Origin of the sequence: Bartonella sp. P0282 (assembly GCF_048452985.1) — a bacterium.
GTDB lineage: Bacteria > Pseudomonadota > Alphaproteobacteria > Rhizobiales > Rhizobiaceae > Bartonella > Bartonella choladocola.
The window spans coordinates 146100-161345 of sequence record NZ_WTFO01000002.1; the positions used below are offsets into that span (position 1 = coordinate 146100).

Here is a 15246-nt window from a genome sequence, read left to right on the forward strand (position 1 = left end):
CCCGAAATTTCGATGAAGACAGAAGATTTACGTGTTTTACAGATCTTCAAAGCGGCATTTTGTTGAAATGGTTTTCCGATTATCGTTTGTTAACAAACCGGATTGTGTGATTTTGATCTATCTTCTACGCCAAATAAGCGTTAAAAAACGCAAGAGTCGGCTTTTTTCCTTTGATTGATAGAAATTGAATGATATAGAGACGCCGCTTGCCTATGGTTTGTTGCAAACCTGATTGTCAGGATTTGCGGATGTGGCGAAATTGGTAGACGCACCAGATTTAGGTTCTGGCGGGTAACCGTGGGGGTTCGAGTCCCTTCATCCGCACCACAGCAACAACCTTGAATGCAAAGAGAATTTTTGCGGGGTTACGCTTGAGGCGGAAGCCCGCTTCATGGTATTCTGACGCTTTAGTGTTGGAGCAGAATTGGTATCGGACAGGGCTTAAGCACTTGTCCTTAGAAAAATGAAGGTTGTTCGATGCAAGTTACCGAGACGCTTAATAAGGGATTGGAGCGCGAGATCAAGGTAGTGATCCCGGCTAAAGATCTGGAAGCAAAATTAAATGAACGTCTTGACGACGCTAAAGACAAGGTCAAGCTGAACGGCTTCCGCCCTGGTAAAGTGCCTGTCAGCCATTTGAAAAAGATGTATGGCAAGTCTTTCATGGCTGACGTCATCAACGAAATTTTGAAGGACACACCCCGTTCAATTCTTTCGGATCGTAATGAACGTTCGGCTACCCAGCCGGAAATAGATATGAGCGAAGATGAAAAAGAAGCCGAAAAGGTTTTGAACGGAGACGCCGATTTCGTCTTTACGTTGAAATATGAAGTTTTGCCGAAATTCGATCTCAAGGATGTTTCCGGTATTGCTGTTACCCGTGAAGTTGTTGAAGTTCCTGAAACCGACATTGATAAACAGGTCGAGCGCGTTCTTTCTTCAACCCGTACTTATACGGAAAAGAAAGGTAAAGCCGAAGAGGGTGATCGGGTAACGATCGATTATCTTGGCAAGCTTGACGGAACACCGTTCGAGGGTGGTGCAGACAATGATGCCCAACTCGTTCTTGGTTCAAAACAGTTTATACCCGGTTTTGAAGAACAGCTTATCGGCGTAAAAGCCGGAGATAAAAAGGTCATCACGGTAAAATTCCCTGATAATTACAATGCAAAACATCTTGCCGGTAAGGAAGCAACTTTCGACATTACTGTAAAGGAAGTTTCAAAACCGGACGAGCTCAAGATCGACGATGAGGCCGCCAAAAAGCTTGGTCTCGAATCACTGCAAAAGCTTCGCGATGTCATTCGTGAGCAGATTGAAAATCAATATGGTACAATTACCCGCCAAAAGGTAAAACGCCAGATTCTTGATGCTCTTGACAATGATTATGATTTCGAGACACCTGAACGCTTGGTCAATGTGGAATTCAATAATATCTGGGCACAGATTACCAATGAATTGAAGCAGGCCGGTCGCACTTTCGAGGATGAGGAGACAACAGAAGAAGCAGCTCGTGATGAATATCGCAAGCTTGCCGAACGCCGTGTCCGCCTTGGTCTTGTTTTGTCCGAAATCGGTGAAAAGGCCGGAATCAACGTTTCGGAAGATGAGTTGCAACGTGCGGTTTACGATCAGGTTCGTCAGTATCCCGGACAAGAAAAGCAGATTATCGAATTTTTCCGTCGCACTCCCGATGCAGTTGCCAATTTGCGTGCACCGATCTTTGAAGAAAAGGTTGTCGATCATCTCTTGGGCAAAGTCAAAGTTACTGACAAGAAAGTAACGGCTGAAGAACTGCTGAAAGAGGACGAAGACGAAACGTCGCCGAAGAAATCCGGCTCCAAGAAGAAGGCTGAAAGCAAGAAGTCCGACGACAAAAAGTCGGATGAAAAGAAAGCTGCTTCAAAATCTCAGGGTGAAGAAAAAGCTCCGGCCAAAAAGCCGGCTGCCAAGAAAACAGCCAAAAAAGATTGATTTGCTTTTGAAAGCGAATTTATGGCTCGGTTTTTCCGGGCCTTTTTTATAAGCCCGACACTCTTTACTTGCACTTGGCGCTTGTTTGGACTAGCCATTAGAGACAATTTTATTTTGAAATAACTATGATGGATTTCTGATGACAATCGTTGATGCCCGCACAGCTGACCCGAAACGTTTCATTTCTGGAGCTACCGGTGACTGGGAAGTCATTATCGGGTTGGAAGTACATGCACAGGTAACCTCCAATTCCAAACTTTTTTCCGGTGCTTCTACAAAATTCGGAGCCGAACCCAATGCGCATGTGTCACTCGTCGACGCGGCGATGCCGGGAATGCTACCTGTCATTAATCTCGAATGCGTAAAACAGGCTGTACGAACCGGATTAGGACTTAATGCCAAAATCAATTTGAAGTCGGTGTTCGATCGCAAAAATTATTTTTATCCCGATTTACCCCAAGGCTATCAGATTTCACAGTTTGAGCAGCCGATTGTCGGCGAGGGAAAAATCACCATTTCGGTGGGGCCGGACAAGAAAGGTGAGTTCGAGGATGTAGAAATCGGTATCGAACGTCTCCATCTCGAACAAGATGCAGGAAAGTCTATTCACGACCAACACCCGACAATGTCATTCGTTGACCTTAACCGCTCTGGCGTTGCCCTGATGGAGATTGTTTCCAAGCCGGATTTGCGTTCATCGGATGAAGCAAAAGCCTATGTGACCAAGTTGCGTACCATTGTGCGCTATCTTGGCACATGCGACGGCAATATGGATGAAGGCGCAATGCGTGCCGATGTTAATGTCTCGGTGCGTCGTCCGGGAGAGGATTTCGGCACAAGGTGCGAAATCAAAAACGTCAATTCGATCCGTTTTATCGGGCAGGCAATCGATTACGAAGCACGTCGACAGATAGCGGTTCTTGAGGACGGCGGTACAATCGATCAGGAAACAAGGCTGTTTGATTCCGCCAAAGGTGAAACACGGCCGATGCGTTCCAAAGAAGAAGCGCATGACTATCGTTATTTTCCTGATCCCGATTTGCTGCCTTTGGTTTTCGACCAGAAATTTGTCGACGACCTGAAAGCCGGATTGCCGGCCTTGCCGGACGAAATCAAATCAAGTTTCATTAATGAAATGGGTTTGAGTGCCTATGATGCCTCTATTCTTGTAAGCGAAAAGGCGATTGCGGATTTCTTTCAGTCCGTTGCCGAAGGTCGTGATGGCAAACTTGCCGCCAATTGGGTGATTAACGATTTGCTCGGCGCTTTGAACAAGGCAAGTCTTGATATTTCGCAATCTCCAATGAGTGCAGATCAACTTGGCGGAATTATCGACCTTATCAAAGAGGGTACGATTTCAGGTAAAATCGCAAAAGATCTCTTTGAAATTGTTTGGAATGAAGGCGGAAATCCTGCGAAAATCGTTGAAGAACGTGGAATGAAACAGGTGACCGACACCGGAGCTATCGAAAAGGCTGTCGATGAAATCATTGCTGCCAATCCGGATAAGGTTGCACAAGCCAAAGAAAAACCAACTCTGGCAGGCTGGTTTGTTGGTCAGGTTATGAAAAAGACCGGTGGCAAGGCAAACCCGCAAGTGGTGAACAAATTGATAAAGGCAAAACTTGGGATTGAATAACGATCATGTGGATTCGCACTGCATCCAAGGATGATATCAATGCTATTCATGATCTTTTGATCGAAACATGGCATGCTGTATTTGATGATCTCGTCGGACGTGAAGAGGTAGACCGTAGAATCTCCCATGATTATACGCCCGACATATTGAAGAAAATGCTCAGCCGTCCCGCATCCGAATTTATCGTTGCAGATGATGGCGAACTGCTTCACGGGGTGGCTTATGCAGCGCAGGGTGCTGTCAAGGGTGATTCGGAAATAGCTCTTGTGTTTCATTTATGTGTAAAGCCGGAAAGTCAGGGGCAGGGGATCGGTCAACGTTTGTTGATAGAACTTGAAGAAGCCTTTCCTGCTGCGCGGAAAATTCGTATCTCGCTCAATAAAAAAGACGAGCGGGCGCAAAAATTCTTTGAAGAACAAGGCTATAAAAGACTGGGGAAAAATAGCGACAATGTCTCGAACGACGATATTGTGTTCGAGAAAACGCTATTTTGACAATGTGAATAATAACTTGCTTTTAATGCTGTCGGGCTGCATAACATTTAAAGTTTGTTATTCGTTTGAAGCTTATGGGCTGGACTGAAGGAGCTCGCACTGAAATGGCTGGTATCTGGAAACAGGTTTTTACGTGGTGGAATGGTAACACCATCAATACGCGGTTTTTTACGTGGCTACATGGTAAGCGCGTCGGCGAGGACGAATTCGGAAATATCTATTATGAAGGTGGCCTTCATAAAGACGGTTATCCACGTCGCTGGGTCATTTATAAGAATTATTCCGAAGCTTCGACAATTCCCGCCGGTTGGCATGGCTGGATCCATCATCGGACAAATACACCACCAAGCGCTGAAAATTATCACGCACGTGAATGGGAAAAGCCGCATCACCCAAATCTCACCGGCACAAGTCAGGCCTATACGCCAAAAGGCTCGATTACACATCATGGTGAGCGGCCACATGTGACCGGCGATTATGATGCCTGGACACCGGGTAAATAATTAAACAGTGGCGGACAAACCGAAGGTTTCCGCCATATTGCCATAATTGGCAGATAAGCTTCGGGCTTTAATTGAAGTTGTTGATGCGGTGCTATGAAATTTTTTAAACCGTTTCCAAAAAGTTGCTTATTTGCCGTGATTGGCGTTGCCGGTATCCTAGCTGGCACCACGTCGGTATTTTCTCAGGAAACAACACGTTTAAGCAATCCGGTTGCCGTCTTTTCGGGGCTGGATAAAATAACCGGCCGTATTACAACATTCGATGTCTATATCGGCGAGACATATCAATTTGGTGCGTTGCAAGTAACCCCGCGTGTCTGTTACTCGAACTCGGCAGATGAGGCTACACGTACCGATGGATTTGTTGAAGTCAATGAAATCACGTTGGACAAAAAAATAAAACGCATTTTCACGGGGTGGATGTTTGCCGACAGCCCTGGTCTTAATGCTGTCGAGCACCCGATTTATGATGTTTGGCTGAAAGACTGCAAACAAAAATCGAAAGTTCCCGCACCTCAGTGATCTTTCTGAATTGGCATTTATTATTCATTTCATCCGGTTCATGTAATGGGCGGGCAATCGCCGTGCTATTTCCCCCCCATAACAATGCGAATGTTGTCTGAAATCGGTATTAACCGGTTGGAAGCTGTCATTTTCCGGAAATCTCTTGGTTGAAATCAGCACTTTACGCAGGATAGCCGTTTGTTTTTTCAAAACTTCAGGCAAAAGCATCGATCATCTGAAAAGGTTTGAATCCGGAATGTTCCGAGAGGAATTTGCTTTTGGTGCAAGGTTATCCCGAAAGGAAATCTATTTTTCACCCAAAGGCCGCTTAATCCGGTTTTATATGAAATGGATATTAAAAATTATAAAAAGCTTGGCCCCGTCAATAATTGTGACTTCAAGTCTTCAAGCAGTTTGAATTACACATTGCGAAGTTGAAAAGTTAATATTCGGGCGTGATGTTCGTTGTTTTCAGAAGCGGATTGCCTTTATTTTCGATTTATTTGCGTTTTTATATCTCAAACAACAAGGCTTAAGCTTGGCGTAAGCGTCGCGCATTAATCTTTCAATCGGAAAATCGCAGTGTTTCAGAAGGCGCAACATGCTGTCAATTCGTTTTGTGAAAAAGAGTCTTGCTTATCTGATTTTGGCTTGTTGTCTCACCGCCTGCCAGTGGACGACAGAACCTTCAACAACACATGATTATTATACGCGTGTTACGGAACTTAGCTCCAAAAGTTTCTATTTTACGAACAATCCTTTGATACAACTGGAAATGCAGGCAAAATGGATAAGCAATCAAGGTTACGTCATTGATACGATCGCAACGTCTACAAACAGCAACGATCTTGATATTAGTCTGGCATGGTCGCAGAAACGAAACTATCGTTATGTTGCACGGGAAAAACTGAATATAGTTTGTACGATCGGATGTACAAATTCGGAAAAAGGTCGCATTTTTATTCCTGAAGATGAATTTCGCCAATATGCTGTCAGCGGATTTATTTTTAAACTTGTCGGGCGCGGGAATTATGTTGACGGATTTCTTGATAAAAGAGCTTTTCAGCAAGTTCTTGACCAGATGCAATCCATGCCGAAATATTGAATATCAAAATCAATTTATCAGGTAAAAATTCAACGATTTTTTATTTTTTTCATTTCCTTTAGTTTTTTAGCGTTTTACGCTGGGCTATGAATTTTTTGAAAGTAAAGTGGGGTGGGGATGCAATGCGTTGGAAAATATCTGCTGTTTTTATGGGAGTGTTGGTACCGTCATTTTTTTTGACAGATTTTGCTTTGGCAGACGACCTATTGGCGTTGGTGAATGTATCGGAACAAACAATGGTCGTTAAAAAAAACGGCAAGACACTTTATCATTGGAAAGTATCGACAGGCCGTAAAGGTTATACGACGCCAAGCGGAACTTTCAGACCCGTCAGAATGCATAAAATGTGGCGGAGCAGAAAATATGACAACGCGCCTATGCCTTATGCGATTTTCTATAACGAAGGCTATGCAATCCACGGAACTTCATATGTAAGCAGGTTAGGTAGCCCTGCAAGCCATGGCTGCATACGCCTGAATACGGCAAATGCGCAGATACTCTATAAAATGCTGCAAGAAGCGGGGCCGGAAAATTTGAAAATTGTGATTAAATAATGGTTTGTAATCACCGGAACTGGCCAGCATTTTTTGAACATTATCAAATATGGTTTTATTGCGTAGCAATCGTTATAGGGCTCGTTACCGGATGCTTTTCGCCAATATCAGGGTTTGCCAATCGAGCATTACAAGTGATCTTACCTCTATTGCTGCTTGTCACATTTTTGCAGGTTCCGTGCGCAGCAATTGTCAATAGTTTCAGTGACAAACGTTTTATTGCGGGGTTAATCGTCGGAAATTTCCTGTTTATTCCGGCTCTCGTGTTTTTATTATTATGGTCGGGGCTGTCGTGGCTGGATTTTCCGGATAAACAGCTTTCTTTTTCGACATTAACATCCGGCAACAATCCTTATCTTTACTTTTCCCTATTTGGGGCAATCCTGCTTTGCGCACCTTGTGTGGATTATGTTGTGTCTTTTTGCCGTATGGCAAAAGGTGATGCCACAGCTCTGACTGCGATGCTTCCGGTTTTATTGATCGTCCAACTGTGCTTTTTGTTTCTTTGGGGGGGAATGGGCTTCGGGAATACTGAAAGTCTTGCAGATGAACGGCAAAAAATCGGTGAATTTTTGTTTTCGGTTGTCTCGGTTCTGGTTTTACCGTTATGTATTGCCTGGCTTCTTCAGGGAATATCCTGTCATAACAAATTCATTTCCACTTCGACTTCGGTCATGGAAAAAAGTGTCGTTCCTGTTACCGCACTCACATTGATGGCTATCGCTACTTATGCCAGTTCGGAAATTTTTTCGACATTCAAAAATTGCTGTTCTGCTGCGGAAAATACGAGTTTATTTGGCCTGAATAATCGGCTATCGGGCGAAAATTTACCTATGCTCGATAATGCTGAACCCGTTTCTTGTTGTGATAAAAAGCAATTATCCGGTGCATTTTTATACGGGGTTTTATTTTATGCACTATATGCCTTTCTTGCGCCATTTATCGGTTTTTTAACTGCAAAATTAATGAGGCTTGGCAGGAAAAAGGCAATTGCTCTGAGTTTTAGTGTTTCCACGCGAAATTCTCTGGTTTTGTTGCCACTTTTGCTATCTATAGCACCCTCTGGTGGACGCGCTCTGATTACCGGCGTTGTTTTGACACAAACCTGCGTCGAACTTGTTGCCGAAATTATATATGTACGTTTGATACCGCGTTACGCACAAAAACATTTCCGATGTCAGGAGACTGAATGTGAACAACGACTATAACGACCACGCTTTTAACCGAAGGCAACATACACCGCTGTTCAATATACCAACCATCATCGTTATCATCGTTGCGGTATGTGCTTTCAGTTTTTTAATTCCGGAATATTTCTTTTCACCCCGAAACTACGATATATTTTATACCTATCTCGCTTTTATTCCCGATTTCTTCAGTCACGCTTTCCTGAAATTCTGGTATACACCGGTCAGCTATTCATTTTTGCATGCAAGCCTCATGCATGTTGGCGTCAATATGATGTGGCTTGTGATATTCGGCTCGCCGCTTGCCAACCGGATAGGCAGTTTGAGGTTTATTGTCTTCTGGTGTGTATGTTCGGCTGCCGCCGCGTTTGCGCATTTATACATTTATCCCGATAGTTATGTGCCGATGGTTGGTGCGTCAGGTGCCATATCCGGTATGATGGGAGCTGCTGCACGCTACGGTTTTAGGCAGGTGCAAAATCAAGGATATAGACAAAGGTCGGAATTTGCCGGACCGATTTTATCCATAGGTCAATCACTGGTCTCGAAGAATGTCGTCGTTTTTATCGGTACATGGATCATCATCGACATCATTACCGGCATTGCGACACCATCTATCGGGGGGGAAGAAACTTCAATCGCCTGGGTGGCACATATTGGCGGGCTGTTAGCCGGTTTCTTTCTCATAGGAATATTTGACAAACGCAGAAATCAGGAACTTTAGCAGCCACCTGATTCCGGTCGACATGGTGTTTTCTCAATTTGATGAAAAAACCGGCTTGATATATCCGGCGTTGAAAAAATCCGGAATGAAATCCGGATTATTTTTTTGTGAGATAATTGCGTGCAGCATAAAGCGAAATGGCTGCGGCATTGGATACATTCAGGGATTTTATCGCCCCCGGCATATCAAGGCGGGCAAGCACAGAAACAGTTTCGCGTGTTTTTTGTCGTAAGCCTTTTCCTTCAGCTCCAAGAACGAGGGCAATATGACCGCCTTTCAAACTTGGTTCGAGAGGAAGTGGTCCTTCCGAATCAAGTCCGAAACTCGTGAAACCGGCTTTGTGTAGTTCTTCGAGTGCGTCTGCGAGATTGCGCACGGCAATGTGGTCTATAAGTTCCAAAGCACCGGAGGCTGCTTTTGCAAGGACTCCGGTTTCCTGTGCCGAATGCCTGTTCGTTGTAATAAGAGCACCGGCATTGAATGCAACAGCCGAACGCATAATAGCGCCGACATTGTGCGGGTCGGTGACCTGATCGAGCACGATAACAAGATCGGTATCGGAGAGTTCGTCAAGCGAGCGTGGTTTCAAAGGTTCTGTTTCGAGAACGACACCTTGGTGTACCGCCTCGCTACCGACAAGCGAATCAAGCACTTTCGGTGCAACCACTTCCACCGGACAATTTAATTCTGATTCGTCGAGACCAAGACGGTCAAACGCATTTTTTGTGACAGAAAGTTTCTTGAGTTTGCGCTTTTTATTGCGAAGGGCGGCAGCAACCGTATGGAGGCCATAAAGCCGGAGTTCTCCGTCATTAAAGGGTGACGGTTCAATTTTCGGGCGGTTGTTTTTTTCACCCCTTAAGCCCGAACGGTCACGATATTGGCGGCGTAGTCGGGCGTAATGGGAATCTTTTGGAGTTTTTTCGTTCATGGTTTTCTATAGCCGATTGCTTGTCCTATCCGATACTAAAAAATGTGAAAAAAGAATTTTTTGATATTAAAATGAAAAGAACGGAATTTAACCTGTTGACAGAGGCAATGCTAAACGGCATAACGCCCCACACAAACAGAACGAGTTCTTTATGTATTTGGTCTGGTTGTATATGCCTTATCGCGCAACTCCGCTAGGTATTTAATGGAGGGGTGCCCGAGTGGTTAAAGGGGACGGACTGTAAATCCGTTGCTTTATGCTACGTTGGTTCGAATCCAACCCCCTCCACCATTTACCGGAGCCGGAGTCAACGTGCGGGTATAGCTCAATGGTAGAGCAGCAGCCTTCCAAGCTGAATACGCGGGTTCGATTCCCGCTACCCGCTCCAAGCGTTCGTTAGCGATAAAGCAATAAAATATTGGGGTAAAACTCCATTGTGACCAGACGGAAGTTTCCGTTTATTAGATGTAAGCCGGTTTGAAGTTTTAATCCGGTAATGTTCGGTTCTGAAACCCTGTAAGGGTGTTAACAAGACGAGAGATCGACGGCGATGGCAAAGAGCAAATATGAACGTACGAAGCCGCATGTAAATATCGGCACGATTGGTCACGTTGACCATGGTAAAACAACGTTGACGGCAGCGATTACAAAGTATTTTGGCGAGTTCAAGGCGTATGACCAGATTGATGCTGCGCCGGAAGAACGCGCTCGTGGTATCACGATTTCTACAGCACACGTAGAATACGAGACAGAGAAGCGTCACTACGCCCACGTTGATTGCCCCGGACACGCTGACTATGTCAAGAACATGATTACCGGTGCTGCCCAGATGGACGGTGCAATTCTTGTTGTTTCTGCTGCTGATGGCCCGATGCCCCAGACACGCGAACACATTCTTCTTGCCCGTCAGGTTGGCGTTCCTGCTATTGTTGTTTTCCTGAATAAAGTCGATCAGGTAGACGATGAAGAGCTGTTGGAACTGGTTGAACTTGAAGTTCGCGAACTTCTTTCAAAATATGATTTCCCCGGCGACGAGATTCCGATTGTCAAGGGTTCTGCATTGGCTGCTCTTGAAGGCACCAACAAGGAAATCGGTGAAGATGCTGTTCGTCTTTTGATGCATGAAGTTGATGAATATATCCCGACTCCGAAGCGTCCGATCGACCAGCCTTTCCTGATGCCGATTGAAGACGTGTTCTCGATTTCCGGTCGTGGTACAGTTGTGACCGGCCGTGTTGAACGCGGTATTGTCAAGGTTGGTGACGAAGTAGAAATCGTTGGTATTCGCCCGACAACAAAGACCACAGTGACCGGCGTTGAAATGTTCCGCAAGCTTCTTGATGAAGGTGAAGCAGGCGACAATATCGGTGCTCTTCTTCGTGGTATTGAACGTGAAGGTGTCGAACGCGGACAGGTATTGGCAAAGCCCGGTACTGTTACACCGCACACCAAGTTCAAGGCAGAAGCCTATATTTTGACAAAGGATGAAGGTGGTCGTCACACACCATTTTTCACCAATTACCGTCCGCAGTTCTATTTCCGTACAACAGACGTTACCGGTATTGTAACATTGCCGGAAGGTACAGAAATGGTTATGCCGGGTGATAACGTTACGATGGATGTTACACTGATTGTTCCGGTTGCTATGGAAGAGAAGCTCCGCTTCGCTATCCGTGAAGGTGGCCACACAGTTGGTGCCGGTATCGTTTCCAAAATCATTGAATAGTCAAGAGAAAGACAGACATGCAGTTTGGTATGTCTGTCTTGACCTGAAGGGGTATAGCTCAGTTGGTAGAGCGGCGGTCTCCAAAACCGCAGGTCGTGGGTTCGAACCCTACTGCCCCTGCCATTTTTTCCAATTAATACCGGATAGATGTATGGGTGTGGTTTTTTTATAAAACCTGCTTATGCATTTTTGTTTTTTATAGACAGGTGTTTTTGAAAAAAGTCGGCAAAAGGGTCGCAACTGTCGTTGCTATTCGCCACCGGTTTGTTGCTAAACGAATAATCACTGTTTGCCGTGATTCATTTTTCGGTCAATTCCGGTTATTACCGGTTCCGGTTATTAATTGTACGAAGTTTTGGCTTGTAATTTTATGAATAACGCTTTATTTAGTGTTAATAAGGAAATCGCGTGAGGCTGGGTGATTGGCCTTTCGCGGTTTTGGCATGTTTAAAGTAGATTTTGTGATTCGCGATATAATCAGGAAAACATAGGGAAAGTGATGGCTGCCAAGACAAACCCCATTACCTTTATCAAACAGGTTCGTGCCGAGACTGCAAAAGTAACCTGGCCGACACGTCGCGAAACAACAATTTCGACAGTTATGGTTGTTTTGATGGCAGCTTTTGCGGCTGCGTTCTTTTTCATTGCAGACCAGATTATGAATTTTGGCGTTTGGGAGAGTATTGATCTTCTAAAACGTCTTTTCAGCTAATAGTTCAAGGAAAGTAACCGTGGCTGCTCGTTGGTATATTGTTCAGGCCTACTCGAACTTTGAAAAAAAGGTTGCAGAGGCTATTGAAAAGGAAGCAAAGCTGAAAGGCTTGGATCATCTGTTCGAGAAAATTCTTGTTCCGACGGAAAAAGTTGTAGAAGTCCGTCGTGGGCGCAAAGTTGATTCGGAACGGAAATTTTTCCCCGGCTATGTTCTTGTTCGTGCGGATTTGACGGATGATGTTTATCATCTTATAAAAAACACGCCGAAGGTAACAGGTTTTTTAGGGTCTGACTCCAAGCCTGTTCCGATTACCGATCGGGAAGCGGATCAGATTCTTAATCAGGTTCAGCAAGGGATCGAACGTCCGAAGTCTTCTGTTTCGTTTGAAGTCGGCGAACAGGTTCGTGTTGCTGATGGTCCATTTGCTTCATTCAATGGAATCGTTCAGGAAGTCGAGGATGAAAGATCCCGCCTGAAGGTGGAGGTTTCGATTTTCGGACGTGCTACTCCGGTCGATCTCGACTTTGGTCAGGTCGAAAAGCTCTGATTGATTTTTCAAAGAACACCCGTCGGAAGTGGGGTGTTTTTGAAATTGGATTGTGGAAGGTGACTATAACTTTAGCCGGTTATATGAGCCAGACCACAAAACTGCAAAACCGGTTATCCGGTTATATAAACCGCCGATTTTCGGCATAGTTAAAAAGGCAGATTATTATGGCTAAAAAAATTGCAGGCCAGCTTAAGCTGCAGGTACCGGCAGGGGCCGCCAACCCGTCTCCGCCAATTGGACCTGCTCTTGGTCAGCGCGGCATTAATATTATGGAATTCTGTAAAGCATTCAATGCTGCTTCTCAGGAAATGGAGAAGAATTCTCCGATACCGGTCGTTATTACCTATTATCAGGACAAGTCTTTCACTTTTTCGATGAAGACGCCTCCGGTTTCCTATTTCTTGAAAAAAGAAGCAAATTTGAAATCGGGTTCAAAGGAACCGGGCAAGACAGTTGCCGGCACGATTTCCCGTGACAAGGTTCGCAAAATTGCGCAAGCCAAGATGAAAGATCTTAACGCCAATGACGTTGAGGCTGCTATGCGTATGATTGAAGGTTCAGCCCGCTCGATGGGTCTACAGGTGGTGGGCTAAGATTATGGCGAAGATAGCAAAAAGACTTAAAAAAATCCGTGAAGGTGTAGACTTCAACAAGTTGTATCCTCTGGATGAAGCGGTCAAGATGGTGAAAGACCGTGCGATCGCCAAATTCGACGAAACCATTGAAATCACCATGAATCTGGGTGTTGATCCTCGCTATGCAGACCAGATGGTTCGCGGCGTTGTCAACCTTCCGAATGGGACAGGTCGTCACGTACGCGTTGCAGTTTTTGCTCGTGGTGATAAAGCTGAAGAGGCAAAAGCAGCCGGTGCCGATATTGTTGGGGCCGAGGATTTGTTCGAGACCGTAAACGGCGGTACAATCGAATTCGATCGTTGTATTGCTACACCGGATATGATGCCGTTGGTTGGTCGTTTGGGTAAAATTCTTGGACCGCGTAGTTTGATGCCGAACCCGAAAGTGGGTACGGTTACACCTGATGTTGCGGCTGCAGTAAAGGCTTCCAAAGGCGGCGCGGTAGAGTTCCGTGTTGAAAAAGCCGGTATTGTACATGCCGGTGTTGGTAAAGCTTCCTTTAGTGCCGAGCAGATTGCCCAGAATGCGAAAGCATTTGCCGATGCAGTTTTGAAAGCCAAGCCAACAGGCGCCAAGGGTGATTATCTGAAGCGCGTCGGTCTTTCTTCAACTATGGGTGTTGGTGTCAAGATCGATTTGGCAACGGTTCGTCCGGAGCAATAAGAATTCAGCCAGTTTTGTTACTGGCGTACTAATCCGGGCTTTTCAGGAAGTCCGGGTCATACCGGGGAAACCCGGAATGTCCTGTCCGAGATTGTGGGTGACACATTAAGTGTCTTAATAGAATTTGAACCTGCATGAGACTGGGGTAATGACCTTGATGTTTTCGAGACTAAAAGGTTTGAACCAGCGTTGCCTTTGAGTGCTTTTCAAAAAAAGCGTGAAAAAGGGGACAGGATCCTCACTGATAACAGAAATGGTTTCTGTTATCTCAAGGCAACCCGACAGGTTTTTGATAGAACCTGTTAAATGGAGAGAGACAGTGGATAGAGCGGAAAAACGCGAATTTGTCACATGGCTCAATGGGACTTTGAAAGAGTCCGGTTCGGTCGTTGTGGCTCACTATTCCGGTCTGACAGTTTCACAAATGAACGAACTTCGTTCCAAAATGAGTGAAGCTGGCGGCGCCGTTAAAGTCGCAAAAAACCGCCTTGCCAAGATCGCTCTTAAGGGCACGGATTCGGAGTCGATTTCAGATCTGTTCACCGGACAGACACTGATCGCCTATTCTTCGGACCCGGTGACAGCACCGAAAATTGCTGTCGAATTTTCTAAAGCTAATGACAAGCTTGTCATTCTTGGTGGCGCTATGGGTGCTACGAACTTGAACGCAGACGCTGTGAAGTCTTTGGCTTCATTGCCGTCTCTGGACGAGTTGCGTGCGAAACTGGTTGGAATGATTTCCACACCGGCTACCCGTATTGCTCAAGTTGTCAAGGCACCTGCCGGTCAGGTTGCACGTGTTATTGGCGCATATGCCCGCAAGAACGAAGCGGCTTAAGGCTGTTTCGCAAGCCGGCTATAGACGCTTAAAACAAGTCTTTTTAGTCGGTTCGCTGTTAAACAATTGGTTAAACCTTTTATTTGAAGGAATATAAAAATGGCTGATCTCGCAAAGATCGTTGAAGACCTTTCCAACCTCACCGTTTTGGAAGCCGCAGAGCTTTCCAAAATGCTCGAAGAAAAATGGGGCGTTTCGGCTGCTGCACCGGTAGCTGTTGCTGCTGTTGCTGGCGCTGCTGCTCCGGCTGCTGAAGAAAAAACCGAATTTGACGTTATCCTCGTTTCTGGCGGTGCCCAGAAGATCAACGTCATCAAGGAAGTTCGCGGCATTACAGGTCTTGGCCTTAAAGAAGCCAAGGATTTGGTTGAAGGTGCTCCGAAGCCCGTTAAAGAGGGCGTTTCCAAGGACGAAGCCGAGAAACTTAAAGAACAGCTTGAAAAAGCTGGTGCAAAGGTTGAACTTAAATAAGTTCGCAAAACCGGTGGGCTTTCGCTCACCGG

General features: G+C 45.4%; 17 protein-coding genes and 4 tRNA genes. 20 read left to right on the forward strand and 1 reads right to left on the reverse strand.

All coding sequences use genetic code 11. From position 1 onward, the window contains the following. The first annotated feature begins 244 nt into the window (after nucleotides 1–244). The 10 genes from GQS64_RS06000 (at nucleotide 245) to GQS64_RS06045 (ending at nucleotide 8684) form a co-directional block, all read left to right on the forward strand. A tRNA-Leu gene (locus GQS64_RS06000) sits at nucleotides 245–327 on the forward strand. A 150-nt stretch (nucleotides 328–477) separates the two neighbouring features. Then, nucleotides 478–1974: a trigger factor gene (tig, locus tag GQS64_RS06005; RefSeq protein ID WP_198230980.1), complete on the forward strand. Its 1497-nt coding sequence runs from the start codon at nucleotides 478–480 to the stop codon at nucleotides 1972–1974. Nucleotides 1975–2113: 139 nt separating this feature from the next. Next, on the forward strand, nucleotides 2114–3613 hold the full coding sequence (gene gatB / locus GQS64_RS06010; protein WP_198230981.1) for an Asp-tRNA(Asn)/Glu-tRNA(Gln) amidotransferase subunit GatB: 1500 nt from the start codon (nucleotides 2114–2116) through the stop codon (nucleotides 3611–3613). A gap of 5 nt (nucleotides 3614–3618) precedes the next feature. Further along, the gene (locus tag GQS64_RS06015; protein WP_198230982.1) at nucleotides 3619–4107 is read left to right on the forward strand and encodes a GNAT family N-acetyltransferase; all 489 of its coding nucleotides are present in this window, start codon (nucleotides 3619–3621) and stop codon (nucleotides 4105–4107) included. Between the two features lie 104 nt (nucleotides 4108–4211). Continuing rightward, nucleotides 4212–4610: an NADH:ubiquinone oxidoreductase subunit NDUFA12 gene (locus tag GQS64_RS06020; RefSeq protein WP_077991848.1), complete on the forward strand. Its 399-nt coding sequence runs from the start codon at nucleotides 4212–4214 to the stop codon at nucleotides 4608–4610. A gap of 93 nt (nucleotides 4611–4703) precedes the next feature. Continuing rightward, nucleotides 4704–5132 carry a DUF2155 domain-containing protein gene (locus GQS64_RS06025; RefSeq protein WP_198230983.1) on the forward strand — a complete coding sequence of 143 codons (429 nt, stop codon included), beginning with the start codon at nucleotides 4704–4706 and terminating at the stop codon, nucleotides 5130–5132. A 583-nt stretch (nucleotides 5133–5715) separates the two neighbouring features. Further along, on the forward strand, nucleotides 5716–6219 hold the full coding sequence (locus GQS64_RS06030; protein WP_077991849.1) for a hypothetical protein: 504 nt from the start codon (nucleotides 5716–5718) through the stop codon (nucleotides 6217–6219). Nucleotides 6220–6341: 122 nt separating this feature from the next. Continuing rightward, nucleotides 6342–6773: a L,D-transpeptidase gene (locus GQS64_RS06035; RefSeq protein ID WP_198230984.1), complete on the forward strand. Its 432-nt coding sequence runs from the start codon at nucleotides 6342–6344 to the stop codon at nucleotides 6771–6773. A 134-nt stretch (nucleotides 6774–6907) separates the two neighbouring features. Further along, a complete protein-coding gene (locus tag GQS64_RS06040; protein WP_198230985.1) occupies nucleotides 6908–7981 on the forward strand; it encodes a hypothetical protein in 1074 nt (357 codons plus the stop codon). Beyond that, the gene (locus GQS64_RS06045; RefSeq protein WP_198230986.1) at nucleotides 7965–8684 is read left to right on the forward strand and encodes a rhomboid family intramembrane serine protease; all 720 of its coding nucleotides are present in this window, start codon (nucleotides 7965–7967) and stop codon (nucleotides 8682–8684) included. Before GQS64_RS06040 ends, GQS64_RS06045 begins: the two co-directional genes overlap by 17 nt. A gap of 97 nt (nucleotides 8685–8781) precedes the next feature. Here GQS64_RS06045 and GQS64_RS06050 read toward each other — a convergent pair whose 3' ends face one another. Next, nucleotides 8782–9615, reverse strand: coding sequence for a TrmH family RNA methyltransferase (locus GQS64_RS06050; RefSeq protein ID WP_198230987.1), 834 nt, complete (start codon nucleotides 9613–9615; stop codon nucleotides 8782–8784). A 206-nt stretch (nucleotides 9616–9821) separates the two neighbouring features. On the opposite strand from GQS64_RS06050, the gene GQS64_RS06055 reads away from it, so the two are divergent. From GQS64_RS06055 to rplL, 10 genes are all read left to right on the forward strand, one after another. After that, nucleotides 9822–9906 (forward strand) — tRNA-Tyr (locus tag GQS64_RS06055). Nucleotides 9907–9929: 23 nt separating this feature from the next. Beyond that, a tRNA-Gly gene (locus GQS64_RS06060) sits at nucleotides 9930–10003 on the forward strand. A 162-nt stretch (nucleotides 10004–10165) separates the two neighbouring features. Further along, nucleotides 10166–11341, forward strand: coding sequence for an elongation factor Tu (gene tuf, locus GQS64_RS06065; protein ID WP_077991855.1), 1176 nt, complete (start codon nucleotides 10166–10168; stop codon nucleotides 11339–11341). A gap of 47 nt (nucleotides 11342–11388) precedes the next feature. Next, a tRNA-Trp gene (locus tag GQS64_RS06070) sits at nucleotides 11389–11464 on the forward strand. Between the two features lie 376 nt (nucleotides 11465–11840). Continuing rightward, nucleotides 11841–12053, forward strand: coding sequence for a preprotein translocase subunit SecE (gene secE, locus GQS64_RS06075; protein ID WP_077991858.1), 213 nt, complete (start codon nucleotides 11841–11843; stop codon nucleotides 12051–12053). A gap of 19 nt (nucleotides 12054–12072) precedes the next feature. Beyond that, nucleotides 12073–12603: a transcription termination/antitermination protein NusG gene (gene nusG, locus GQS64_RS06080; RefSeq protein ID WP_077971157.1), complete on the forward strand. Its 531-nt coding sequence runs from the start codon at nucleotides 12073–12075 to the stop codon at nucleotides 12601–12603. A gap of 167 nt (nucleotides 12604–12770) precedes the next feature. Then, nucleotides 12771–13199 carry a 50S ribosomal protein L11 gene (rplK, locus tag GQS64_RS06085; RefSeq protein ID WP_077971159.1) on the forward strand — a complete coding sequence of 143 codons (429 nt, stop codon included), beginning with the start codon at nucleotides 12771–12773 and terminating at the stop codon, nucleotides 13197–13199. A 4-nt stretch (nucleotides 13200–13203) separates the two neighbouring features. Continuing rightward, complete coding sequence (gene rplA / locus GQS64_RS06090; RefSeq protein ID WP_198230988.1) at nucleotides 13204–13905, forward strand: 50S ribosomal protein L1; 702 nt, start codon at nucleotides 13204–13206, stop codon at nucleotides 13903–13905. A 319-nt stretch (nucleotides 13906–14224) separates the two neighbouring features. Further along, entirely contained in the window at nucleotides 14225–14743 is a 519-nt protein-coding gene (gene rplJ, locus GQS64_RS06095) for a 50S ribosomal protein L10 (protein WP_077991861.1), read from the forward strand. Between the two features lie 99 nt (nucleotides 14744–14842). Next, nucleotides 14843–15214 (forward strand): 50S ribosomal protein L7/L12, encoded by a 372-nt coding sequence (gene rplL, locus GQS64_RS06100; protein WP_077991862.1) that lies wholly within the window; start codon nucleotides 14843–14845, stop codon nucleotides 15212–15214. Nucleotides 15215–15246: the final 32 nt, after the last annotated feature.

Bases quoted from the DNA above. Each gene is read 5' to 3' on its own strand.
- tig (WP_198230980.1), top strand. From the start codon at position 478: ATGCAAGTTACCGAGACGCTTAATAAGGGATTGGAGCGCGAGATCAAG.
- gatB (WP_198230981.1), top strand. From the start codon at position 2,114: ATGACAATCGTTGATGCCCGCACAGCTGACCCGAAACGTTTCATTTCT.
- GQS64_RS06015 (WP_198230982.1), top strand. From the start codon at position 3,619: ATGTGGATTCGCACTGCATCCAAGGATGATATCAATGCTATTCATGAT.
- GQS64_RS06020 (WP_077991848.1), top strand. From the start codon at position 4,212: ATGGCTGGTATCTGGAAACAGGTTTTTACGTGGTGGAATGGTAACACC.
- GQS64_RS06025 (WP_198230983.1), top strand. From the start codon at position 4,704: ATGAAATTTTTTAAACCGTTTCCAAAAAGTTGCTTATTTGCCGTGATT.
- GQS64_RS06030 (WP_077991849.1), top strand. From the start codon at position 5,716: ATGCTGTCAATTCGTTTTGTGAAAAAGAGTCTTGCTTATCTGATTTTG.
- GQS64_RS06035 (WP_198230984.1), top strand. From the start codon at position 6,342: ATGCGTTGGAAAATATCTGCTGTTTTTATGGGAGTGTTGGTACCGTCA.
- GQS64_RS06050 (WP_198230987.1), bottom strand. From the start codon at position 9,615: ATGAACGAAAAAACTCCAAAAGATTCCCATTACGCCCGACTACGCCGC.
- tuf (WP_077991855.1), top strand. From the start codon at position 10,166: ATGGCAAAGAGCAAATATGAACGTACGAAGCCGCATGTAAATATCGGC.
- secE (WP_077991858.1), top strand. From the start codon at position 11,841: ATGGCTGCCAAGACAAACCCCATTACCTTTATCAAACAGGTTCGTGCC.
- rplK (WP_077971159.1), top strand. From the start codon at position 12,771: ATGGCTAAAAAAATTGCAGGCCAGCTTAAGCTGCAGGTACCGGCAGGG.
- rplA (WP_198230988.1), top strand. From the start codon at position 13,204: ATGGCGAAGATAGCAAAAAGACTTAAAAAAATCCGTGAAGGTGTAGAC.
- rplL (WP_077991862.1), top strand. From the start codon at position 14,843: ATGGCTGATCTCGCAAAGATCGTTGAAGACCTTTCCAACCTCACCGTT.